This is a genomic window from Mesobacillus sp. (assembly GCF_057785455.1).
The window spans coordinates 117,422-140,037 of record NZ_JBYNSB010000033.1; the positions used below are offsets into that span (position 1 = coordinate 117,422).

18 protein-coding genes and 1 other annotated feature are annotated in these 22,616 nt (G+C 44.9%); of the genes, 16 read left to right on the plus strand and 2 right to left on the minus strand.

The window, feature by feature from the left end; translation table 11 throughout:
* Positions 1-33 precede the first annotated feature (33 nt).
* The 8 genes from leuC (at position 34) to yihA (ending at position 11,719) form a co-directional block, all read left to right on the plus strand.
* On the plus strand, positions 34-1,443 hold the full coding sequence (gene leuC, locus AC3EBE_RS13160) for a 3-isopropylmalate dehydratase large subunit (RefSeq protein WP_488595490.1): 1,410 nt from the start codon (positions 34-36) through the stop codon (positions 1,441-1,443).
* 62 nt (positions 1,444-1,505) lie between these two features.
* Positions 1,506-2,090 (plus strand): 3-isopropylmalate dehydratase small subunit, encoded by a 585-nt coding sequence (gene leuD, locus AC3EBE_RS13165; RefSeq protein WP_488595491.1) that lies wholly within the window; start codon positions 1,506-1,508, stop codon positions 2,088-2,090.
* 168 nt (positions 2,091-2,258) lie between these two features.
* Entirely contained in the window at positions 2,259-3,281 is a 1,023-nt protein-coding gene (locus tag AC3EBE_RS13170; protein ID WP_488595492.1) for a tetratricopeptide repeat protein, read from the plus strand.
* 158 nt (positions 3,282-3,439) lie between these two features.
* Positions 3,440-4,729 (plus strand): trigger factor, encoded by a 1,290-nt coding sequence (gene tig, locus AC3EBE_RS13175; protein ID WP_488595493.1) that lies wholly within the window; start codon positions 3,440-3,442, stop codon positions 4,727-4,729.
* Positions 4,730-5,359: 630 nt separating this feature from the next.
* The gene (clpX, locus tag AC3EBE_RS13180; protein WP_488595494.1) at positions 5,360-6,625 is read left to right on the plus strand and encodes an ATP-dependent protease ATP-binding subunit ClpX; all 1,266 of its coding nucleotides are present in this window, start codon (positions 5,360-5,362) and stop codon (positions 6,623-6,625) included.
* 252 nt (positions 6,626-6,877) lie between these two features.
* A complete protein-coding gene (lonB, locus tag AC3EBE_RS13185; RefSeq protein ID WP_488595495.1) occupies positions 6,878-8,545 on the plus strand; it encodes an ATP-dependent protease LonB in 1,668 nt (555 codons plus the stop codon).
* A gap of 265 nt (positions 8,546-8,810) precedes the next feature.
* Positions 8,811-11,138: an endopeptidase La gene (gene lon, locus AC3EBE_RS13190; RefSeq protein ID WP_488595496.1), complete on the plus strand. Its 2,328-nt coding sequence runs from the start codon at positions 8,811-8,813 to the stop codon at positions 11,136-11,138.
* Positions 11,135-11,719 carry a ribosome biogenesis GTP-binding protein YihA/YsxC gene (yihA, locus tag AC3EBE_RS13195; RefSeq protein ID WP_488595497.1) on the plus strand — a complete coding sequence of 195 codons (585 nt, stop codon included), beginning with the start codon at positions 11,135-11,137 and terminating at the stop codon, positions 11,717-11,719. The genes lon and yihA overlap by 4 nt, the downstream gene beginning before the upstream one ends.
* A gap of 97 nt (positions 11,720-11,816) precedes the next feature.
* On the opposite strand, the gene AC3EBE_RS13200 is transcribed toward yihA, so the two are convergent.
* Positions 11,817-12,302 carry a LiaI-LiaF-like domain-containing protein gene (locus AC3EBE_RS13200; RefSeq protein WP_488595498.1) on the minus strand — a complete coding sequence of 162 codons (486 nt, stop codon included), beginning with the start codon at positions 12,300-12,302 and terminating at the stop codon, positions 11,817-11,819.
* Between the two features lie 256 nt (positions 12,303-12,558).
* Between AC3EBE_RS13200 and hemA the strand changes: the two genes are divergently transcribed.
* From hemA to ysxE, 8 genes are all read left to right on the plus strand, one after another.
* A complete protein-coding gene (hemA, locus tag AC3EBE_RS13205; RefSeq protein WP_488595499.1) occupies positions 12,559-13,905 on the plus strand; it encodes a glutamyl-tRNA reductase in 1,347 nt (448 codons plus the stop codon).
* Between the two features lie 14 nt (positions 13,906-13,919).
* Entirely contained in the window at positions 13,920-14,753 is an 834-nt protein-coding gene (locus tag AC3EBE_RS13210) for a cytochrome c biogenesis protein (protein WP_488595500.1), read from the plus strand.
* Positions 14,754-14,765: 12 nt separating this feature from the next.
* The gene (hemC, locus tag AC3EBE_RS13215) at positions 14,766-15,701 is read left to right on the plus strand and encodes a hydroxymethylbilane synthase (RefSeq protein WP_488595501.1); all 936 of its coding nucleotides are present in this window, start codon (positions 14,766-14,768) and stop codon (positions 15,699-15,701) included.
* The gene (locus AC3EBE_RS13220; RefSeq protein ID WP_488595502.1) at positions 15,698-16,486 is read left to right on the plus strand and encodes a uroporphyrinogen-III synthase; all 789 of its coding nucleotides are present in this window, start codon (positions 15,698-15,700) and stop codon (positions 16,484-16,486) included. Before hemC ends, AC3EBE_RS13220 begins: the two co-directional genes overlap by 4 nt.
* Positions 16,487-17,467, plus strand: coding sequence for a porphobilinogen synthase (gene hemB, locus AC3EBE_RS13225; RefSeq protein ID WP_488595503.1), 981 nt, complete (start codon positions 16,487-16,489; stop codon positions 17,465-17,467).
* 35 nt (positions 17,468-17,502) lie between these two features.
* On the plus strand, positions 17,503-18,795 hold the full coding sequence (hemL, locus tag AC3EBE_RS13230; protein ID WP_488595504.1) for a glutamate-1-semialdehyde 2,1-aminomutase: 1,293 nt from the start codon (positions 17,503-17,505) through the stop codon (positions 18,793-18,795).
* 491 nt (positions 18,796-19,286) lie between these two features.
* Positions 19,287-20,462 (plus strand): stage VI sporulation protein D, encoded by a 1,176-nt coding sequence (gene spoVID, locus AC3EBE_RS13235; RefSeq protein WP_488595505.1) that lies wholly within the window; start codon positions 19,287-19,289, stop codon positions 20,460-20,462.
* Between the two features lie 158 nt (positions 20,463-20,620).
* Entirely contained in the window at positions 20,621-21,661 is a 1,041-nt protein-coding gene (ysxE, locus tag AC3EBE_RS13240; RefSeq protein WP_488595506.1) for a spore coat protein YsxE, read from the plus strand.
* Between the two features lie 18 nt (positions 21,662-21,679).
* Here the strand turns inward: ysxE and AC3EBE_RS13245 are convergent, their stop codons facing one another.
* Positions 21,680-21,874 (minus strand): hypothetical protein, encoded by a 195-nt coding sequence (locus AC3EBE_RS13245; protein ID WP_488595507.1) that lies wholly within the window; start codon positions 21,872-21,874, stop codon positions 21,680-21,682.
* A 227-nt stretch (positions 21,875-22,101) separates the two neighbouring features.
* Positions 22,102-22,344: a binding site (T-box leader), on the plus strand.
* Positions 22,345-22,616: the final 272 nt, after the last annotated feature.

Consider the following 22,616-nt stretch of genomic DNA (forward strand, 5'->3'; position numbering starts at 1 on the left):
TTTCGAATAATTAGAAAAAAGGGGAGGCTGCTTGTGGGAAAAACTATCATTGATAAAATTTGGGAAAGTCATGTTGTCCATCTGGAGGAGGGAAAACCTGACCTGCTCTATATTGATCTTCACCTTGTACATGAGGTGACCTCCCCGCAGGCTTTTTCAGGGCTGAGGATGAAGCAAAGAACTGTCAGGAGACCGGATTTGACGTTTGCGACAATGGATCATAATGTCCCGACCGTTAACCGCAATCAAATTACAGATCCGGTTGCGAAGAACCAGATGGATACGCTAAGGGAAAATTGCCACGAGTTCGGCATTGCCCTTGCAGACCTGGATAGCCCGGAACAGGGAATTGTCCACGTCATCGGGCCTGAACTGGGTTTGACCAAACCGGGAATGACAATTGTCTGCGGCGATAGCCACACATCCACACACGGGGCGTTCGGATCGCTGGCATTTGGGATAGGGACCAGTGAGGTCGAACATGTCCTCGCAACCCAGACCCTCTGGCAGTCAAAACCTAAAACCCTGAAGGTGGAGGTATCGGGCTCTATTGGACCTGGTGTGAGCGCCAAGGATGTCATCCTGTTTATCATCAGCAAATACGGTGTTAATTTTGGCACCGGCTATGTCATTGAATTTTGCGGAGAAGTCATCAGGAATATGTCAATGGAAGAACGGATGACAATCTGCAATATGTCAATCGAGGGAGGAGCAAAGGCTTCGCTCGTGGCACCTGATGATAAAACCTTCGCATATTTGAATGGACGCAAGTATGTTCCTGATGGCGATGAGTTCCTGGATCATATTTTAAAGTGGAAGCAGCTGGCTTCTGATGAGGATGCCCAATATGATGCGGAAATTTCAATTGATGGAAATGATATTGAACCAATGGTCAGCTGGGGGACCAACCCTTCTATGACTGCTCCGGTAACTGGAAGAGTCCCGTTTTTACATGAATGCCGGTCCGACGCTGAGAAAAAGTCAGTAATGAGGGCATTCGAATATATGGGACTTGAGGAAGGGCAGGATATTGCACAAATAGATGTAACCAAAGTTTTCATCGGGTCATGCACTAACTCGCGTATTGAGGATTTAAGGGCTGCGGCACAAATAGTCAAAGGACAAAAAGTTGCTGAGGGAGTCCAGGCCATTGTCGTGCCAGGCTCTCAGGCTGTCAAGAAATCTGCAGAAGCGGAGGGGTTGGACAAAGTGCTGATCGAAGCTGGATTTGAATGGAGAGATTCAGGCTGCAGCATGTGCCTTAGCATGAATGCTGACATCGTCGGGCCTCAAGAGCATTGTGCCTCGACATCAAACCGGAATTTTGAAGGAAGGCAGGGAGCCGGAGCGCGAACCCACCTCGTCAGCCCGGCAATGGCCGCCGCCGCTGCACTGCATGGACGCTTTGTTGATGTGAGGGCGATGGTAGGGGCTGTGATTTAATTTTTCAATGAACACGATGATAAAATTCGCGTTTAAGGTCAAAAGGAAAGGAGCCTGTTAACATGTCAAGCTTTAAAGAATGGACCGGGAAAACAGTTGGAATGGACCGGGTGAATGTAGATACTGACCAGATCATTCCTAAGCAGTTCCTTAAAAGAATTGAGAAAACAGGCTTCGGACAGTTCTTGTTTTATGACTGGCGTTTCCAGCCAAATGGAGAACCGAATCTAGAATTCGAGCTCAATCTGCCAGGGAACGAAGGAGCCTCAATTCTTATAGCCGGGGAAAATTTCGGCTGCGGCTCCTCCAGGGAGCACGCCCCCTGGGCACTGCAGGATTATGGATTCAAGGTACTGATTGCTCCTTCCTTTGCCGATATATTCAAGCAAAATTGCCTGAAAAATGGAGTCCTTCCGATTACATTGTCAGAGGATGAAATATCCTATTTGCATAAGCAGGCTGCCAACCAGCCTTATGAATTGACGGTTTCACTCGAGAAGAAGCTGGTCTATGACAATTTGGGCTTCCAGACTGATTTTGAGATTCATCCTTATTGGCATAATATGCTGATGAATGGCTGGGACGAAATCGAGCTGACTCTGCAGATGGAAGAGAGCATAAAGGCGTACGAAGAGACAAGGAGCTAAAATAAATGGTTGCGGGATTCACAGGTCACCCTGTGAATCTTTTTGTTTTTTACTGGATTCATGCTAAACTTACTTCATTATAAGTGACCATTATGTGCAAAGATTAAAAGATTTTCCCAAAAAAGCATGCACAAATTGCCATAAACTTGAATGTAAGGCGGTATGTTTATGAAAAAACGGGATTCAAAAAAGGATAATGTGATCCTGTTTCCCGGTCTGGAAAAGCGCCTGCTGGAAAAAGGGCTTGATTATTTAAAACAAAAAAAGTACAGGGATGCGATTCAGTTTCTGGAACAGGCACTGGAACACGACCCGGGAAACAGTGATATTTTTGTTGGGCTGGTTCTGGCTAATTTCGAAGCTGGCTACGTAAAGCAGGCAAAGCAGATTGCTGCCGAAATGCTGAAGGGCGGACTGGGTGACTATATCCAGGTTATTGACCTGTATTTGATGATTCTCGTGCAGCTGAACGAATATGATGAACTCGTTGCGACGATAGAAGCACTGCTGGAGGAAAGGGAAATCCCTGCTGAAAAGCTGGAGCATTTTACAAGAATGCTTGAATTCGGAAGGCGGATGCAGACAAGCCCGGCAGAAAACGAGTTAAACGATCACCATGATTTGATGGGCGAAGAGGTATCGCTAGGATTATTCGATTATAGGGACCCTCAGGACCAGGTAATGATTGCAGCAAAGCTGGCCAAGGAAAATATCCGCCCATATATAAAAGAAATAAAGGACTATGTGGCATCAGAGCAGGGTCATGCATTTCAGAAAACAATGCTGCTTAATATCCTGAGAGAACAAGAATATGCCGAAGAGATGGATGTCCGCAAATTTGGCTGGGAACAAGCCTTCATACCTGAAAGGCTCCCTGAACTGAAGGATTACATTGGAATGAATCCAGTGATTCCCATACTGGAGAATGAGCTGGAAAATTCAGATCCTGTGTTATACGAAAATATCTTAAGTTTAATACAGCGGCATTTCTTTTTGATTTATCCTTTCAATTTGCCAAAAGCGTCAGCAGAAGCCTGGGCTGCCGCCTATCATTTCCTTGCCCAGGAGTATTATGGATTTGATGAGCCGCTTGAGGATTTTGCTGAAATCTATAAAAGCGACGAGGAGGAAGCAGGGGAGGCTCTGGCTTTCATCAGGATGCTAGAAGAAATTTCTTACCCGATAATATAGTCCAATCTGTTGAAACGAAATAATCCTGTGTTATAATGTAGTGGTTGTATTATGTAAAAATCATTCTATTTTACATCTAATCTGGAATATTACTTGGTAAACAAGAGTATTCATCGTCGAATGAAACATGACAATAGATTATTGTTGGAGGGAACTGTATGTCTGCAAAATTAGAAAAAGTAGAAAAGAACCAAGCGGTTCTAACAATTGAAGTAGATGCAGAGAAAGTAAACCAAGGTTTAGACGCTGCATTCAAGAAGGTCGTTGCTAAGGTTAACGTACCTGGCTTCCGTAAAGGTAAAATGCCTCGCCAAATGTTCGAAAAGCGTTTCGGCGTAGAATCTTTATACCAGGATGCAATTGATATCCTTCTTCCTGAAGCATATGCAAATGCAATCGCTGAAACTGGCATCGAGCCAGTTGACCGCCCGGAAATCGATGTAGAACAAATCGAAAAGGGCAAGAGCATGATCTTCAAGGCAACTGTAACTGTTAAGCCTGAAGTCAAGCTTGGCGAATACAAAGGCCTTGAAGTTGAAGCTTTCGACACTAACGTAACTGACGAAGAAGTTGAAAATGAACTTAAAACAATGCAAGAGCGCCAGGCAGAGCTTGTTGTTAAAGAAGAAGGCACTGCAGCAGAAGGCGACACAGTTGTAATCGACTTCGAAGGCTTCGTTGATGGCGTAGCATTCGAAGGCGGAAAAGCTGAAAACTATTCACTTGAACTTGGTTCAGGTTCATTCATTCCTGGATTCGAAGAGCAATTAACAGGAACAGCTACTGGCGAAGAGAAGGAAGTAGAGGTTACTTTCCCTGAAGAGTACCATGCTGCTGAACTTGCTGGAAAGCCTGCAACTTTCAAAGTGAAAGTACACGAAATCAAAGCTAAAGAACTTCCAGCTCTAGACGATGAGTTCGCTAAAGATGCTGACGAAGAAGTTGAAACTTTAGATGAATTGAAAACTAAAATCAAAGATCGTCTTGCTCACGACAAAGAGCACCAGAAGGAACACTTTGTTCGTGACACGATCGTAGAAAAAGCTGCAGCAAATGCTGAAATCGAAGTTCCAGATGCAATGGTTGACACTGAAATCGACCGCATGGTTAACGAATTCGAACAGCGCCTGCAAATGCAAGGCATGAACCTTGAACTATACTTCCAGTTCTCTGGTCAAGATGAAGCTGCTCTTCGCGGACAAATGAAAGAAGAAGCTGCTACACGCGTTCGAGTTAACCTGACTCTTGAAGCGATCGCAAAAGCTGAAAACATCGAAGCAACTGATGAAGAAGTGAATGCAGAGCTTGAAAAAATGGCAGAAATGTACAACATGACTGTTGAAAACATCAAAGCTGCATTAGGCGGAAGCCTTGAAGGAATCAAAGGCGACCTTCAACTGAAAAAAGCAGTTGATTTCCTTGTAGAAAACAGCAAAACTGTTGCATAATATTTGAAAAGCGGAAGCGCCTTGGTCAGCCCCGACAAGCACTGGAGGGCCGCCCGGTGAAGTCGTTCTTTGACTTCATCGGGCGGACCGAAGTGACTCGAGGGGCTAGGCGCTGGAGCTAGACATTTTGCAATTTGAATTTTATACTTAGTATATAAATATAGAGACAAGGCGCGAGCAATTCGTGCCTTGTTTTCTACCATAAAAACATATAATATACATACATAATTTTTTAGCAATTTTCCATAGTCCGATTTAAGGGCCCGATTTATGGTTAAGATGATTTAGTACATATTTTTTTCAAAGGTTAAAAAGCTCAATTTTATTTTGGTGAGGCATTTGGGCAGGAATGAAACGCATCAAAGGCGGGTATAGGAATACCCAAGTGATTTATCAGCCTGGTTGGATGCCGGACCGCTATCTGCTGCCAAGTTAACTGAGCTCGATTTAAAGTTCATAAGCGCGAAAGGGATCCATATCGAGGGTTATTATTTCCTGTACCCTGGCAAAATGTGATACAATGCAATACATACCTGCTCAACTGAAGCAGAAAAAACGTGACTTAACTTTTCGTTTGCTTATGAATCGCAGCTTTATATATCGTTTAGAAGTTCTCAAGGGGTGAAGGCATTGTTCAAATTTAATGATGAAAAAGGACAACTTAAGTGTTCTTTCTGCGGCAAGACGCAGGATCAAGTCCGCAAGTTAGTTGCAGGGCCAGGGGTTTACATCTGTGATGAGTGTATTGAATTATGCACTGAAATCGTCGAAGAGGAACTTGGCACTGAAGAGGAAGTTGAATTCAAGGATGTACCAAAGCCGAAAGAAATCCGGGATATCCTGAATGAGTACGTAATTGGCCAGGACCAGGCAAAGAAAAATCTGTCTGTTGCTGTATACAACCATTACAAGCGCATCAACTCAAACAGCAAGATCGATGATGTCGAGCTTTCCAAGAGTAATATTGCAATGATTGGGCCGACAGGCAGCGGTAAAACATTGCTTGCGCAAACTCTTGCCCGTATTCTGAATGTTCCGTTCGCAATCGCGGATGCTACTTCATTGACTGAAGCAGGTTACGTTGGTGAAGACGTTGAGAATATCCTTCTGAAGCTGATCCAGTCCGCGGATTATGACGTAGAAAAGGCTGAAAAAGGAATCATTTATATCGATGAAATCGATAAAATCGCAAGAAAATCCGAAAATCCTTCAATCACAAGAGATGTATCTGGTGAAGGGGTACAGCAGGCATTGCTGAAAATCCTTGAAGGAACAGTTGCAAGCGTACCGCCTCAGGGTGGACGAAAGCACCCTCATCAGGAATTCATCCAGATTGATACTACGAACATTCTGTTCATTTGCGGTGGTGCATTTGACGGAATTGAATCAATCATCAAACGCCGCCTTGGCCAGAAGGTCATCGGTTTCGGCGGCACTGATAAAAAGGAAGAAGAATTGGACAAAAAGGAATTGCTTTCAAAAGTGCTTCCTGAAGATTTATTGAGATTCGGTTTGATTCCGGAATTCATCGGCCGTCTTCCAGTCATTGCGAGCTTGACTCCGCTTGATGAAGAAGCGCTTGTCGAAATCCTGACAAAGCCGAAGAATGCACTTGTTAAGCAATACCAGAAGATGCTTGAGCTTGATAATGTTGAGCTGGAATTCGAAGAGGGTGCCCTCACCGAAATCGCAAAACGCGCGATCGAGCGAAAGACAGGTGCGCGTGGTCTGCGTTCCATCATCGAAGGTATCATGCTTGACGTCATGTTCGACCTTCCTTCACGTGATGATATCGTGAAATGCGTCATCACAAAGGAAACAATCGAAAACAACATGCCGCCTAAGCTAGTCCTTGAAGACGGAACCGTCTTAAAAGACGAAAGAACATCAGCATAATGAATATCCAAAAGCCCGGTGAACCATCACCGGGCTTTTTTTATGTTCTGCTAACGCGTTAAAGCAGTGGGGGTCAGACCCCCACTGCGGTGATGCGGTGAAGTGGCGGGGCTCTGACCCCCAGCACGGTGAAGGGGTGAAGCGGGGTTTGGTTCATGGAAAATTTCACTTGAAATTATTGTTTATTCCAACTCAGTCAAGGGGATACTAGGGTAAAGCGAATAGTCATCAACTTATGGGAGGGAATTTAAATTGAGTTGGACCGGTATCGCCTTATTCATACAGCTGTTTTTTGGGATCATCATCGGGCTGTATTTCTGGAATCTTTTAAGGAATCAACGGACTCAAAAGGTCTCGATTGACCGGGAATCCAGAAAGGAAATGGAGCAGCTTAGGAAGATGAGATCGATATCTCTTAGTGAACCATTAGCCGAGAAAGTTAGACCATCGAGCTTTGATGACATCGTCGGCCAGGAGGATGGTATTAAAGCACTGAAAGCTGCATTATGCGGACCAAATCCGCAGCATGTCATTATTTACGGCCCACCAGGTGTTGGAAAAACAGCGGCTGCCAGACTTGTACTAGAAGAAGCAAAGCAAAACTCCAAATCTCCTTTCAAAACTTCCTCTGTTTTTGTAGAGCTGGATGCCACTACTGCAAGATTCGATGAGAGAGGAATTGCAGATCCTTTGATAGGTTCAGTCCACGATCCTATTTACCAGGGTGCAGGTGCGATGGGGCAGGCAGGCATTCCGCAGCCGAAACAGGGTGCGGTGACAAATGCCCATGGCGGAGTCTTATTCATCGATGAAATCGGTGAATTGCATCCAATTCAAATGAATAAGCTTTTGAAGGTGCTTGAGGACAGAAAAGTTTACTTGGAAAGTGCTTATTATAATGAAGAAAATACCCAGATTCCAAGCCACATCCATGATATTTTTAAGAACGGGCTGCCAGCTGATTTCCGGCTGGTCGGAGCAACGACAAGAACTCCAAGTGAAATCCCTCCTGCGATTCGTTCAAGATGTATGGAGGTATTTTTCCGTGAACTGTCGCAGGAAGAAATATCAGCGGTAGCACGGAATGCCGCAGAAAAAGTCAATTTAATGATGAGCGAAGAAGCGGTAAGTATCCTTTCTAATTATGCGCGCAATGGACGCGAAGCTGTCAATATGGTTCAAATTGCGGCAGGTTTGGCTATAACAGATGACCGCAGCTACATTAAAGAAGAAGAAATCGAATGGGTAGTCCATTCAAGCCAGCTGACGCCAAGGATGGAACGCAAAATTAACGAGAAATCAGCTGTTGGACTGATCAATGGCCTGGCAGTCTATGGGCCGAATACAGGAGCCGTGCTGGAGATCGAAGTCACGGTCATTAAAGCAAAGGAAAAGGGCTCTATCAATATAACTGGTATCGTTGATGAAGAAAGCATAGGCGGCCAGGGGAAATCGATACGCAGAAAAAGTATGGCTAGAGGATCCATCGAAAATGTCATAACTGTCCTCCGTTCAATGGGTGTACCTGCCGATGAATTCGACATTCATGTAAATTTCCCTGGAGGTACTCCAATCGATGGGCCTTCAGCGGGTATTGCGATGGCTACAGGCATTTACTCTGCCATCTATAAAATCCCGACAGATCATACAGTCGCAATGACAGGTGAAATAAGCATTCACGGAAATGTTAAACCAATCGGAGGCGTCTATCCGAAGGTAAAAGCTGCAAAAAAAGCAGGGGCTAAAAAAGTCATCATCCCAAAGGAAAATATGCAGACCATTCTCAATGAAATCACAGGAATCGAAATCATTCCTGTCACTCATCTGGATGAAGTTTTTGAAATTGCCTTGCTAAAAGAACACCCGCGGGATCAGATCATCTCTGCCGCTCCCGACCTTGTAAAAAAAGAGACGAGCTGAATAACCATAAAAAAGAACGCCCACCCAGCGTTCTTTTTTTATGGTTTACAACTGGCTAAAACAGGAAATGAGTGAGGTATAAAGCGGAAAAAAACTTTTTCTTCTATAATGAAGCATCATATTTTATGATGTATTTCAGGATACTAAAGAGGAAGGAAGATAAAACTGCTCAGATATTAGACACTGGAAAATAAATACGATAGAATTGAACAACAAGTATTATAATGCTTATTAGAATGACAATGCATGTTGGAGGTGCAATCTCATGGCGAATGAAAAAGAGCTCACAGTCCCTCTTCTGCCACTGCGCGGTTTACTCGTATATCCGACGATGGTCCTGCACCTGGATGTCGGACGGGAAAAATCTGTACAGGCTCTTGAGAAGGCTATGGTGGATGACCATTTGATCTTTCTTACGACGCAAAAAGATATTTCAATAGATGAACCAGGCGAGGAAGATTTGTACCAGATGGGTACACTGACTCGAGTAAAGCAAATGCTCAAGCTTCCGAACGGGACAATCCGCGTTCTTGTTGAAGGCTTGGCAAGGGCTGAAATCGTGGAACTTTATGATGAAAAGGACAATTTCTCCTGCAGCCTCAAGACATTCGAAGACAGGGATACAAAGGATGTCGAAGATGAAGCGTTAATGAGGACAATGCTTGAGTATTTTGAACAATACATAAAAATGTCCAAGAAAATATCTGCGGAAACCTATGCATCTGTTTCTGACATCGAAGAGCCAGGAAGAATGGCTGATATCATTGCTTCACACCTTCCATTGAAGCTGAAGGAAAAGCAGGAGATTTTAGAAACGGTGGATATTAAAGAACGTATGAACCGTGTCATTGAAATCATCCATAACGAAAAAGAAGTGCTTGGCCTGGAAAAGAAAATAGGCCAGCGCGTCAAGCGTTCCATGGAGCGGACGCAAAAGGAATATTATCTCCGTGAACAAATGAAGGCAATCCAGAAGGAACTGGGCGAAAAAGAGGGCAAGACTGGAGAAATCGCCGAACTCACAGAAAAAATCGAGCTTGCCGGCATGCCGGAGCATGTACGGGAAACAGCGATGAAGGAGCTGGACCGTTACGAAAAGGTTCCGACGACGTCTGCTGAAAGTGCCGTGATCCGGAATTATATCGAATGGCTGGTTGCTTTGCCATGGTCTAAGGCGACAGAAGACGATCTCGATATCAATAAAGCAGAAAAGGTTCTCGATAAAGATCATTACGGTCTTGAAAAGGTAAAGGAACGTGTCCTTGAGTACCTGGCTGTGCAAAAGCTGACCAACTCGCTAAAAGGCCCGATTCTATGCCTTGCTGGACCTCCTGGTGTAGGTAAAACAAGCCTTGCCAGGTCAATTGCCAAATCATTGAACCGCAATTTTGTCCGTGTTTCCCTTGGCGGAGTGCGTGATGAATCTGAAATCCGCGGGCACAGGAGAACCTATGTAGGCGCGATGCCGGGACGAATCATCCAGGGCATGAAAAAATCAGGAACGATCAACCCTGTATTTTTACTGGATGAGATCGATAAAATGTCCAGTGATTTCAGGGGAGATCCTTCTGCAGCGATGCTTGAGGTATTGGATCCTGAACAGAACCACAACTTCAGCGACCATTATATTGAAGAGCCATATGATCTATCCAACGTCATGTTTATCGCGACTGCCAATAACCTGTCGACTGTACCAGGTCCATTGCTCGACAGGATGGAAATCATCAATATTGCAGGCTATACAGAGCTGGAAAAGCTTCATATCGCCAAGGACCACCTGCTCCCAAGGCAGATCAAGGACCATGGGCTTTCCAAGGCACAGCTGCAAGTGAAGGAAGAAGCCATCCAGAAGGTCATCCGCTATTATACTCGCGAAGCAGGCGTTCGTTCATTAGAGAGGCAGCTTGCGGGAATCTGCCGCAAGACAGCCAAAATTGTTGTGGCGGGTGAAAAGAAACGTGTAATTGTCAGCGAAAAGAATGTTGAGGAATTCCTCGGCAAGCCTAAGTTCCGATATGGCCAGGCTGAGCTTGAGGATCAGGTTGGAGTTGCAACCGGACTGGCATACACGACAGTCGGCGGTGATACACTTCAAATTGAAGTATCGCTCTCGCCTGGAAAAGGCAAGCTAGTCCTCACTGGAAAACTTGGAGATGTCATGAAGGAGTCCGCTCAGGCAGCCTTCAGCTATGTCCGTTCAAAAGCGAATGAGCTTGGAATTGACGAGGATTTCCATGAAAAGAATGATATCCATATCCACGTTCCCGAAGGTGCTGTGCCAAAAGATGGACCTTCTGCAGGGATTACTATTGCTACTGCACTTGTATCTGCTTTATCAGGAAGGCCGATCCGCAGGGAAGTAGGAATGACGGGAGAAATAACTCTAAGAGGACGCGTATTGCCGATCGGCGGCCTAAAGGAAAAATCATTGAGTGCCCACAGGGCAGGTCTGACAAAGATTATTCTTCCAAAAGATAATGAAAAAGATATTGATGACATTCCTGAAAGTGTACGTAAGGAGCTTGAATTTGTGTTAGTTTCTCATCTAGATGAAGTACTTAAGCACGCTTTAGCTAGCGGTGATGTTGAATGAAAGTAAATAGCGCAGAAATAGTGATCAGTGCTGTAAGGCCAGCTCAATATCCGGAAGGCAATCTTCCGGAATTTGCGCTTGCAGGCAGATCGAATGTAGGGAAATCTTCTTTTATCAATAAAATGCTTAACCGAAAAAGTCTCGCCAGGACATCTTCAAAGCCGGGGAAAACGCAGACTCTGAATTTTTATCTGATCAATGAAATGCTTCATTTCGTTGACGTTCCAGGCTATGGATACGCAAAAGTTTCCAAGTCGGAACGTGAAGCATGGGGAAAAATGATCGAAACCTACATCACATCAAGGGAACAATTAAAAGCGATGCTTCTGATTGTGGACCTAAGACATCCGCCATCCAAGGATGATGTCATGATGTATGATTTCCTCAAGCATTACGATATCCCAGTTATCATCATTGCGACAAAAGCGGATAAGATTCCGAAGTCAAAATGGCAAAAGCATATAAAAATCACAAAAGAAACTTTAGATCTTGACCCTAATGACACCATTATCCTTTTCTCATCCGAAACAGGAGAAGGAAAAGATAAGGCCTGGTCAGTTCTTGGAGCTTTCATGAAATAAAGCAAAAACGCGGTCCTATGATGGGTCCGCGTTTTTCGTTAAGTACTAACATAGGGGCAAAAAAATCCCGCACCATTTCAACATGGGCGGGATTCAATCATTTTTTCTTAAAAAGTAGAAGGTAGATACCGATCAAGATCAATGCAGCAGGCCAAAATCTCCATGCCGTTGCCACTCCGTTTTCCAGCAGGCCGAGCCAGTTTGTAATCCTGTCATAAAACAGCAGCAGCCCTGCTAAAATTAAGAACAGGACTCCATGGAACAGGCCGTTGCCTGTTTTTTGATAGCGCAGCAGGAATCCAAGGGCGATGATTAATATAAAGGCACCGAGGTGATCCGGCCACAGTTCGAACTTGTTGACGACGTGAAAATGGATGCCAAACCCGACGAGGATCACTCCAGGGAAAATCGCCTCATAATCCTTTCCCCAGTATCCCTGGACCAAAAAGGCGGCACCGACAATGATCAGAAGCGTCGGCCAGGTGTAAAATTGCTGGAACAGGGTGATGTTTGCCTGCTGAAGATAAAAATAAATGCCAAATCCGATGAGTATCATTCCTGGGATCATTCTCTGATTTTTCACTCTTTCACCACTTCCAAAAAGGCTCACTTGAATTAATCGACAAACTTTGATAAGGTACATTAGGGAGTATGTTTATTTGCTGTTCTTTAGGTAATTATGTAAATAAACATCATACAAGAATTGAACTTATTTTAATGTATTTTATATCACTCTGTGTTCACTAGTTGTTCACATTTCTCACAAAAACAAAATTGGCTGCATGTTATAATTTCCTTAGCCAATTATGCAATTTCTATTTGGGGGTGTCAATTAATATATGCACATTATTGTTGTAGGTCTAAACTATAAAACTGCCCCTGTCGAAATCCGCGAAAGGTTGACATTCAACGAAGCGTCTCTAGCAGAAGCGATGGGTGCACTTCAGGCAAAGAAGAGCATTCTTGAAAATGTCATTGTATCAACTTGCAACCGTACAGAAATATACGCTGTCGTGGATCAGCTCCACACAGGCAGATATTATATAAAAGAGTTTTTATCTGAATGGTTCGGGATTCCACAGGCTGAATTTACGCCTTTCCTCTTCATTTATGAACAGGATGGAGCAATCGAGCATCTATTCAAGGTATCATGCGGTTTGAACTCTATGGTGCTGGGCGAAACGCAAATCCTTGGCCAGGTACGTTCAAGCTTCATGCTTGGCCTGGAACAAAATACTACCGGCACAGTATTCAACCAGCTATTCAAACAGGCTGTCACATTGGCAAAGCGCGGTCACTCTGAAACTGATATCGGTGCCAATGCCGTTTCAGTCAGCTATGCAGCTGTAGAACTTGCCAAGAAGATTTTCGGCTCATTAGACCAAAAGCATGTGCTGATTCTTGGCGCTGGCAAAATGGGTGAGCTGGCTATCCAGAACCTTCATGCTAACGGTGCAAAGAAAGTAACGGTGATTAACCGTACCTACAAAAAGGCGGAAGATTTAGCTACAAGATTTTCTGGCCAGGCGAAGTCTCTCGACGAGCTGAACACTGCGCTTGCCGAAGCAGACATCCTTATCAGCTCAACAGGTGCTAAAGACTTTGTCGTAACAAAGGAAATGGTGGCGAAGGCTGAACAGAAGAGAAAAGGCAAGCCATTGTTCATGGTTGATATCGCGGTACCTCGCGACCTTGATCCGGAAATTGCCGCGCTCGAAAATGTATTCCTCTATGATATTGATGACCTTGAAGGAATAGTGGAGGCCAACCTGCAGGAACGCCAAAAAGCGGCAGAGAAAATCCTCATCATGATTGAAGGTGAGATCGTCCAGTTCAAGCAATGGCTGAACACACTGGGCGTTGTTCCAGTCATTTCAGCGTTAAGGGTAAAAGCTCTTGCGATCCAGGAAGAGACGATGAAGAGCATCGAACGGAAGCTTCCTCATTTATCTGACCGGGAAATGAAAGTGCTTAACAAGCATACGAAGAGCATCATTAACCAGCTTCTGAAGGATCCGATTTTGCAGGCAAAAGAACTTGCTGCCGGTCCGGATGCTGACGAAACTCTTGATCTATTCGTAAAGATTTTCAATATTGAACAGCTCGTCGCAGAACAAGAAGGAATGAAACAAGCAGAAACGAAGCAGGCCAGAGTTCCTTCACCTCAGGCTTCATTTCAGGCGTAGGTGAGGTTCTGCCTATGGGAGATCTTCTTATAACCCGCCTCCATGAAATGACCATTGTTGTTTATGCGGCAAGCGTCCTTTTATATTTTATTGACTTCCTTAACAGTAACCGGAGGGCGAACCAAATTGCCTTCTGGTTACTTGCATTTGTATGGGGTTTCCAGACGCTTTTCCTGTTCTATTATATGGTCGACACCGGCCGATTCCCTGTACTGACCCTCTTTGAAGGGCTTTACTTTTATGCATGGGTACTCGTCACATTATCGCTGGCGATCAACAAGCTGCTGAAAGTGGATTTCATCGTATTCTTTACGAATATCCTTGGATTCATCATCATGGCCATCCATACATTCGCCCCGGTCCACTATGATTCGAATGTCATGTCGGAACAGCTCATCTCAGAGCTATTGTTGATCCATATTACCATGGCGATTTTATCCTATGGAGCTTTCTCGATCTCCTTTGTCTTTTCTTTGCTGTATTTAATTCAGTATGACCTTTTAAAGCGCAAAAAGTGGGGAAAGATGTTATGGAGAATATCGGATCTTAGCAAACTTGAATACTGGTCGTACATATTGAATGTGATTGGAGTGCCGATGCTGATCCTCAGCCTGATTCTGGGGCTGCAGTGGGCATGGATCAAGGTGCCTGATCTCGCATGGTATGATGCGAAGCTGATCGGATCCTTCATCGTGCTTGCTGCATACAGCATCTATCTATATTTGCGTGTAGGCAAGGAGATCATCGGGAAATCACTTGCCCTTTGGAATATCGCATCGTTCCTGATTGTTTTAATAAACTTTTTTCTTTTCGGAAAATTATCATCTTTCCACTTTTGGTACCAATAATAGGAGGCTGTTATGAGAAAAATTATCGTTGGCTCCCGACGGAGTAAATTGGCTTTGACACAAACAAATTGGGTGATTGACCAGCTTAAGAAGCTTGGAGCACCTTTTGAGTTTGAAGTGAAGGAAATCGTAACGAAGGGTGACAAGATATTGGACGTCACACTTTCGAAGGTTGGCGGAAAAGGTCTGTTCGTTAAGGAAATCGAACAGGCAATGCTGGACAAGGAAATAGACATGGCAGTCCACAGCATGAAGGATATGCCAGCTGTCTTGCCGGAAGGTCTGGTAATAGGATGTATTCCATTCCGTGAGGATCACCGTGATGTGCTGATTTCCAAAGACAATATTCCATTCAGCGAGCTAAAGCCAGGCTCTGTCGTTGGAACAAGCAGCCTTCGCCGCAGCGCGCAGCTGCTGGCTCAGCGCCCGGATCTTGAAATGAAATGGATCCGCGGAAATATCGATACGAGAATTGGCAAGCTTGAAACAGAAGACTATGACGCAATCATTCTTGCAGCCGCAGGATTAAAGCGCATGGGCTGGGCAGAAGAGACTGTCACTGAGTTCCTTGATCCAGAAACATGCGTACCAGCTGTTGGACAGGGTGCACTTTCAATCGAGTGCCGAGGTGATGATGAAGAGCTGCTGCAGCTGCTTGAAAAATTCACTTCTGCTGAAACAAGTGCAGCGGTAAGAGCTGAACGGGCTTATCTTAATAAAATGGAAGGCGGCTGCCAGGTGCCGATCGCAGGCTACGCCTTCATCGATGAGCAGGATGACATTGTATTGACTGCCCTTGTGGGATCTCCTGATGGAAAAACAATCATCAAGGAGCAAGTTAAAGGGAAGAATCCTGAAGAGGTGGGCACGATTGCAGCTGACAAGCTGATCAGCCAGGGAGCTAAAGACTTGATCGACAAGGTCAAGCAGGAGCTGGATAGTGAATGATCGCTTCACAGCCGCTGCAAAATAAAACAGTCATGATTCCAAGGGGGAAGGCTCATTCAAGGTCCTTCTCCGAATTGGTTGAAAGTGCTGGAGGGATTCCTGTGGAAATCCCTCTTATTGCCTTTAAACCTGTTGCGGCATCGAACGGCATTTTAGACTATATCAATAACTTACATACTTATGATTGGATTATTTTCACCAGCAATGTCACAGTAGAAACTTTTTTTTCTTTTAACATAGAATCTTCAGACCTTCCAAAAATCGCTGTAATAGGCGAAAAAACGAAACAGGTGCTGGAGGAAAAAGGACTTCATGTGGATTTTACACCCGGGCATTATGTTGCTGAGGAATTCGTTGAAGAGTTCAAATTTCAAATCGATGAAGGCTCAAAAGTCCTTATACCAAAAGGGAATCTGGCAAGGGAATACATCGCTGCTTCTTTGAAAAGTAAAGGGGCTATAGTAGATGAAGTCATCATCTATGAGACTTACCTGCCTGAAGAAAGCCGGGACAAGCTGATAAATATGCTTAGGAGTCAAACTATTGATATACTTACATTTACAAGCCCTTCTACGATTGATCATTTTATGGAAATAGTAGAGAGCAGCCAGCTTCGTTCAAGCCTTGACCACTGTGTGATTGCCTGCATAGGGCCTGTTTCGAAACAGAAAGCGGAGGAATGGGGACTGCCGGTGCACGCCATGCCGGAAAAATATACGGTAGCACAGATGCTGGAAAGTGTCATTGAGTATTTAATCATTAATCCGAAACCGGAGGGAAAATAGATGAAAAACCTAGAATTCAGCCGTCACCGCCGTCTGCGCCAATCTGCGAATATGCGTGCACTGGTCCGTGAAAACTACCTTCGTACCGAAGACCTGATTTATCCATTATTTATTGTCGAAGGCGAAAATGTAAAAAATGAAGTATCCTCTATGCCAGGAGTTTACCACCTGTCACTGGATAACCTAAAAGAGGAAATCGCTGAGGTAGAAGCCCTTGGAATTAAATCTGTCCTTCTTTTTGGCGTGCCAGAGGAAAAAGACGAAGTAGGCTGCCAGGCATATCATGACCATGGTATTGTCCAGGAAGCAACACGTGAGATCAAGAAGCACTTCCCTGAGATGATTGTCATTGCAGACACATGTCTTTGCGAGTATACAAGCCATGGACACTGCGGCGTCATTGAGGATGGAAAAGTCCTGAACGATCCATCACTTGAATTGTTAGGAAAGACAGCTGTAAGCCAGGCGAAGGCAGGAGCAGATATCATTGCTCCATCTAACATGATGGACGGGTTTGTAGCAGCAATCCGTTTCGCGCTTGATGAAGCAGGCTTCGAGGATGTGCCGATCATGTCCTACGCTGTAAAATATTCCTCCGCTTTTTACGGACCGTTCCGTGAGGCAGCAGAAAGCACTCCGCAGTTCGGGGACCGCAAATCCTATCAAATGGATCCTGCAAACCGGATTGAGGCCATGCGTGAGGCTGAATCAGATGTCATGGAAGGAGCGGACTTCCTGATTGTGAAGCCGGGTATGCCTTACCTTGATATTGTCAGGGATGTGAAAAACAACTTCAACCTGCCAGTCGTGATTTATAATGTCAGCGGCGAATATTCCATGGTCAAAGCTGCTGCACAAAACGGCTGGATTGACGAGAAAAGCATCGTGATGGAAATGCTCACAGGCATGAAGCGCGCAGGCTCCGACCTGATCATCACCTACCATGCCAAGGATGCAGCCCGCTGGCTTAAGGAACAGTAAGATAACCCCATTAAAAAAAGAAATGAGGGATTCATATGCGCTCGTATGATAAATCAATAGAAGCTTTCAAGGAAGCCAAAGAATTATTGCCTGGCGGGGTAAACAGCCCTGTCCGCGCTTTCAAATCGGTTGACATGGACCCGATCTTCATGGAAAGAGGCAAGGGATCAAAAATCTATGACATAGATGGCAATGAATATATCGATTATGTCCTTTCATGGGGACCGCTTATCCTCGGACATACAAATGACCGTGTGGTAGAAGGAATCAAAAAGGTTGCTGAGCTAGGAACAAGCTTTGGCGCGCCGACTCTTGTAGAAAATGAACTGGCACAGCTGGTCCTTGACCGCGTACCATCAATCGAAATGGTTCGCATGGTATCTTCAGGGACAGAAGCGACAATGAGTGCCCTTCGCCTTGCAAGAGGATATACAGGCCGAAACAAAATCCTTAAATTCGAAGGCTGCTACCACGGCCATGGTGATTCACTGCTGATCAAGGCAGGTTCCGGTGTCGCTACGCTTGGATTGCCAGACAGCCCAGGTGTACCCGAAGGAGTAGCGAAAAACACGATTACGGTGCCTTACAACGACCTTGAAAGCGTACGTTACGCATTCGAACAATACGGAGACGATATCGCAGGTGTAATTGTTGAGCCCGTAGCCGGAAATATGGGAGTTGTTCCGCCAGTTGCTGGTTTCCTTGAAGGTCTTCGCGAAATCACGACTCAGTATGGAACTGTCCTGATTTTTGATGAGGTCATGACAGGCTTCCGTGTTGGCTATAATTGTGCGCAAGGCTATTTCAATGTCATGCCTGACCTTACGTGCCTGGGGAAGGTTATCGGTGGCGGACTTCCTGTTGGAGCTTATGGCGGCAAGCGGGAAATCATGGAGCAAATCGCGCCAAGCGGTCCGATCTACCAGGCTGGAACTCTGTCAGGCAACCCATTGGCGATGACAGCCGGACTCGAAACCCTTCGCCAGCTGACACCTGAAACTTACAAGGAATTCGAGCGCAAGGCAGATATCCTTGAAGCAGGCTTGAAAGCCGCTGCTGAAAAATATGGCATCCCTCACACAATCAACCGTGCAGGATCCATGATCGGCATTTTCTTCACAAATGAAAATGTCATCAACTACGAAGCAGCCAAGACATCAAACCTCGAATTCTTCGCGTCCTACTATCGCGAAATGGCAAACGGAGGAGTATTCCTCCCGCCATCACAATTCGAAGGATTGTTCCTGTCAACAGCCCATACCGACGAAGACCTGCAAAAAACAATCCAGGCAGCCGAGAAAGCATTCTCCAAGCTTGCGAATAAATAATTCTAAGAGACACTTTTCTTTTAAGAAGAGTGTCTTTTTTGATGAGTTCTACGAAGGACAAAATGGATACTTTAAGGGATAAAAATTCTCTATGTTTGGTTAATGTATAAGTGATGTAAGAAGTGAAAATCAGTATTCCTTTCTTGTTGATTGAAGTGGAAGGTACGTAGACTCCTGCGGGAGCAGCTGGCAAGATGAGACCCCGCAGGAGCAAAGCGACGAGGAGGCTCATCACCAGCCCCGCGGAAAGCGAAGTGCCTGGAACGTAAATCAACAGCCCTGTTTTACTACCTAACCAAAATTTTATTTTTAACCTAAGGGGGCATCTAATGTGTTCGTCAAAAGTCTAAGACACTTTTCTATTTTAGAAGAGTGTCTTTTTAGTTTTATTCATCACAGAATGGTCTATTTTATCATAAAAGCAAATATCCATTCATAAAGTGTTAATGACATAGTGATTTTACGCTTAAGGAATGAAAGGAGGAGTCGCTTTGTCTCAGGGAAATCAATCGTGCCTGCGATTTTCATTAGAGGAGTCAGTCTGGTTTCAAAGAGGACAGGAAGTCGCTGAACTTGTTTCGATTTCACTCGATCCGAATATAACCATTCAGGAAAATGAGCAGTATGTATCCATTCGCGGATCGCTGGAGCTGACAGGGGAATATACATGCCAAGAACAGCAGGAGGATAACAATGATCATATCCCTGCTCTTAAGTATGTGCATTCCGTCATGGAACGGGAAGCAGGAGTTTATGAATTCCTGCATCGTTTTCCGGTCGATATCACGATTCCAAAGAACAGGATCGAGAGTGTGTATGACATTGATATCAGTGTCGAGTCATTTGATTATGTTTTTCCGGAAAAAGACCGTTTGAAGCTGAATGCTGACCTTGCGATTACTGGTTTATATGGCGAGCAGCAGCATGAGGCAGAGCAGGAGGAAGCATCTTTTGAGCCGGAAGAGCTGGAAATCAGCTATCGCGAAGAAGAAGCCCCTCAGGCAGAAGCCGACCAGGCTGGGGAAGATGAGCAATTCGAATTCCCTGAAATTCCGGCATTTTCGTTTGTCGAGCAAAACGAGGCATTGAATCAGGAGGAAGAAGAGGCAAACGAAGAGGAACTTTATGCTCCTTTCAGAGCCGAGGCACGGAAAACCGGTGCAGAGGATGTCCCGGCAGAAGAGCCGCAGCTTCAGGAACAGCGCCATTGGCAGGCATTACCTGAATACTCCTATAGCGAGTTCAGGAAAGAGACGCCAGCTGAAGAAGCGGAAACTGAAGTCGAAGTAGAAACAGAGGCAGAAGAAGTACCTGAAGTTGAAGTGGAAGTTGAAATGGAACAGCAGCCAGCGCCAGAGAATGTCCCGGCAGAGGTGGAAGAAGCAGTAGAAGTTGAAAGCTCATCATCTCCTGTCATGAAAAAGAAAAAGCCGAACATGAAGCAGGGCATCTCGATTGCAGAGTTTTTAGCGAGGAAGGAAGAAGAGCCTGAGGTTGCAAAGATCAAAGTCTGTATCGTACAGCAGGGCGATTCGCTGCAGTCCATTTCAGAGCGCTATGATGTCCCTGTCCAGCAGCTGCTGAGAGTCAATCATCTCGGTGCCGACCATGAAGTGAAGGAAGGCCAGGTATTATATGTTCCACGAGTAGCAGTCCATCAGCTATAAGAATAGAACGAAGCAATGCCTTGTCCTAAAAGCTAGTTGTCAGGGCTGGCTTGGATGCTGGCTAGGGTTGCTTCCGCTTTTCTCTGGGCAGGTGTTATAACACCTGCTCAACTCTATTTATGAGCACCGCAGGATTCAGAAAGTAGGCGAGTGATCCTATGGATGATCGCAATTTTTTAAAAGAAGATGCCGAGGTTTTGAAGCAATATCCAATTGAGCCTTATTTTGCCGAGGATTTTGGAAGCGTCAAGAAGGTGTACACGAGAACAGGCACATTCGCACTGAAGAAAATCCAGCCCCATAACGGGATTGAGTTTATCAGACAGATCCAGTTCCTTTATCAGAAAGGCTACAACCGCATCGTTCCGGTGTATCCGGCAAATGATGGCCGGTACGCGATCCTGCATAATAAAGCCCTGTATTATTTAATGCCCTGGATGCCCAATGAAGTAAAAGAAGGGCATAACTCGGAAAGGCATCAGCAAATGTTCCGGGAACTTGCAAGGATGCATACCCTGTCAGCCAAGGAGCTGGAAATCAATCCGGAGCTGAAAAAAGAGCACTACGAGCAAACCCTGAAGGAATGGGAAAAAGAAGAGGAATTTCTGAATGGATTCATCGAAAGCTGTGAAAACAGGGTTTATATGTCACCATTTGAACTGACCTTCTGCCTGTATTACACCCAAATCCGTCAGGCGATCTTCTTTGCCAAACAGAAGCTGGAAAGCTGGCATGAAAAAACGAAGGACCAGAAAAAGACGAGAACCGTGCTCCTGCATGGAAAGGTCTCGACCGAGCATTTCCTGTTCGATGACAGAGGCTATGGCTATTTCATCAATTTTGAGAATGCGAGGCGTGGCTCACCGATCCAGGATTTGCTTCCTTTTATGGCGAGGTCATTAAAATCGCTCCCGAAGCGTTCCGATGATTCTGTCGACTGGGTGTATTCGTATCTCAAATATTTTCCGTTCAGGGAGGATGAGATGCTGCTCTTCCTTAGCTATCTTGCATTCCCGGCAGGCATTATCCGGGTTGCCGAGACGTACCATCAGCGGAAAACGGAGCTGGATGAGCGGAAGTTTGTCCAAAAACTGCAGCGCCAGTATTGGCTGCTGAGCAATACCGGGTATGTCGTGACGAAGATTGATGAAATTGAAAGACAAAAGCAGCAGGCACAGCAAGAAGGAGCCCAGAGCTAAAATATGCCCTGTGGCTCCTTAAATCATTTCAAATTTAATCGCTAAAGCAACCACGATGAAGATCGACAGCAGGAAGACATCAAATGTGGTCGGGAAAAATAACGTCCTCAAGCCCTGAAAAATGCAAAAAGGAATGATCAATTGAGCACAGACAGCCCGTGCTGTACGCGCCCATCTTGGCAGCGTATACGGATTATACCTTCGCCTCTTCATCTGCATCCCCCCTAAATCCTTCTTTTAGCCTGCCAAAATAAAAGATTCATTTTAAATTTCACAGCTCATTAAGGTGTCTCTGTATTATATGAGCGAAGAGCCTAATTTGTGCGGATTATCGGCACAGCAAGAGGATATAAGTATAAAATAATAAAAATTAGGAAATGATTATTGACGTCATTCCCCTTTTTTGGGTAGTATAACTAATATACAAAAAGCTCAATATTGTAATTGCGTCGACAGGGAAGAGTACATTATCACTCAGCTTGAAGAGAGGAGAACCAGTAGCTGCGAGGTTTTCTAGGCTGAACAATGGAAGGTCGCCCTTGAGCATCTCCTGCTAACGGATTTTTCCTATTAACAGGAGACGGTGAAGAACCGTTATCCCCACATGAGCCAGCAGATCGGGATTCTTATACCCAGTGCTGGGAAAAAAGGTGGTACCGCGAACAACTCCATTCGTCCTTTTATGGCGAATGGAGTTTTTTTATTTTTATCAAGGCGCTGTTAAAGCTAAATGATGATTTTTAAACCCTGTTGATTGTAGTGGAAGGTGCGCAGACTCCTTCGGGATGAAGCGGGACAGGTGAGACCCCGCAGAAGCGCAGCGACGAGTTATTATGAACGAAACTAGCTCCTTACTCGTAAATTCGTAGGTTAATCTGGTTAGAATGTTTACTGGAAAGAAAACATACCCAAATCAGAGCTACATTACGGAAGGAGCTAGTCATTATGAAGGATA

Excerpts from the sequence above, each read along its gene's own strand:
- AC3EBE_RS13170 (WP_488595492.1), top strand. The coding sequence starts at position 2,259 with ATGAAAAAACGGGATTCAAAAAAGGATAATGTGATCCTGTTTCCCGGT.
- tig (WP_488595493.1), top strand. The coding sequence starts at position 3,440 with ATGTCTGCAAAATTAGAAAAAGTAGAAAAGAACCAAGCGGTTCTAACA.
- ysxE (WP_488595506.1), top strand. The coding sequence starts at position 20,621 with ATGGATGATCGCAATTTTTTAAAAGAAGATGCCGAGGTTTTGAAGCAA.
- hemB (WP_488595503.1), top strand. The coding sequence starts at position 16,487 with ATGAAAAACCTAGAATTCAGCCGTCACCGCCGTCTGCGCCAATCTGCG.
- AC3EBE_RS13210 (WP_488595500.1), top strand. The coding sequence starts at position 13,920 with ATGGGAGATCTTCTTATAACCCGCCTCCATGAAATGACCATTGTTGTT.
- leuD (WP_488595491.1), top strand. The coding sequence starts at position 1,506 with ATGTCAAGCTTTAAAGAATGGACCGGGAAAACAGTTGGAATGGACCGG.
- hemL (WP_488595504.1), top strand. The coding sequence starts at position 17,503 with ATGCGCTCGTATGATAAATCAATAGAAGCTTTCAAGGAAGCCAAAGAA.
- hemA (WP_488595499.1), top strand. The coding sequence starts at position 12,559 with ATGCACATTATTGTTGTAGGTCTAAACTATAAAACTGCCCCTGTCGAA.
- AC3EBE_RS13220 (WP_488595502.1), top strand. The coding sequence starts at position 15,698 with ATGATCGCTTCACAGCCGCTGCAAAATAAAACAGTCATGATTCCAAGG.
- hemC (WP_488595501.1), top strand. The coding sequence starts at position 14,766 with ATGAGAAAAATTATCGTTGGCTCCCGACGGAGTAAATTGGCTTTGACA.
- lon (WP_488595496.1), top strand. The coding sequence starts at position 8,811 with ATGGCGAATGAAAAAGAGCTCACAGTCCCTCTTCTGCCACTGCGCGGT.
- AC3EBE_RS13245 (WP_488595507.1), bottom strand. The coding sequence starts at position 21,874 with ATGAAGAGGCGAAGGTATAATCCGTATACGCTGCCAAGATGGGCGCGT.
- yihA (WP_488595497.1), top strand. The coding sequence starts at position 11,135 with ATGAAAGTAAATAGCGCAGAAATAGTGATCAGTGCTGTAAGGCCAGCT.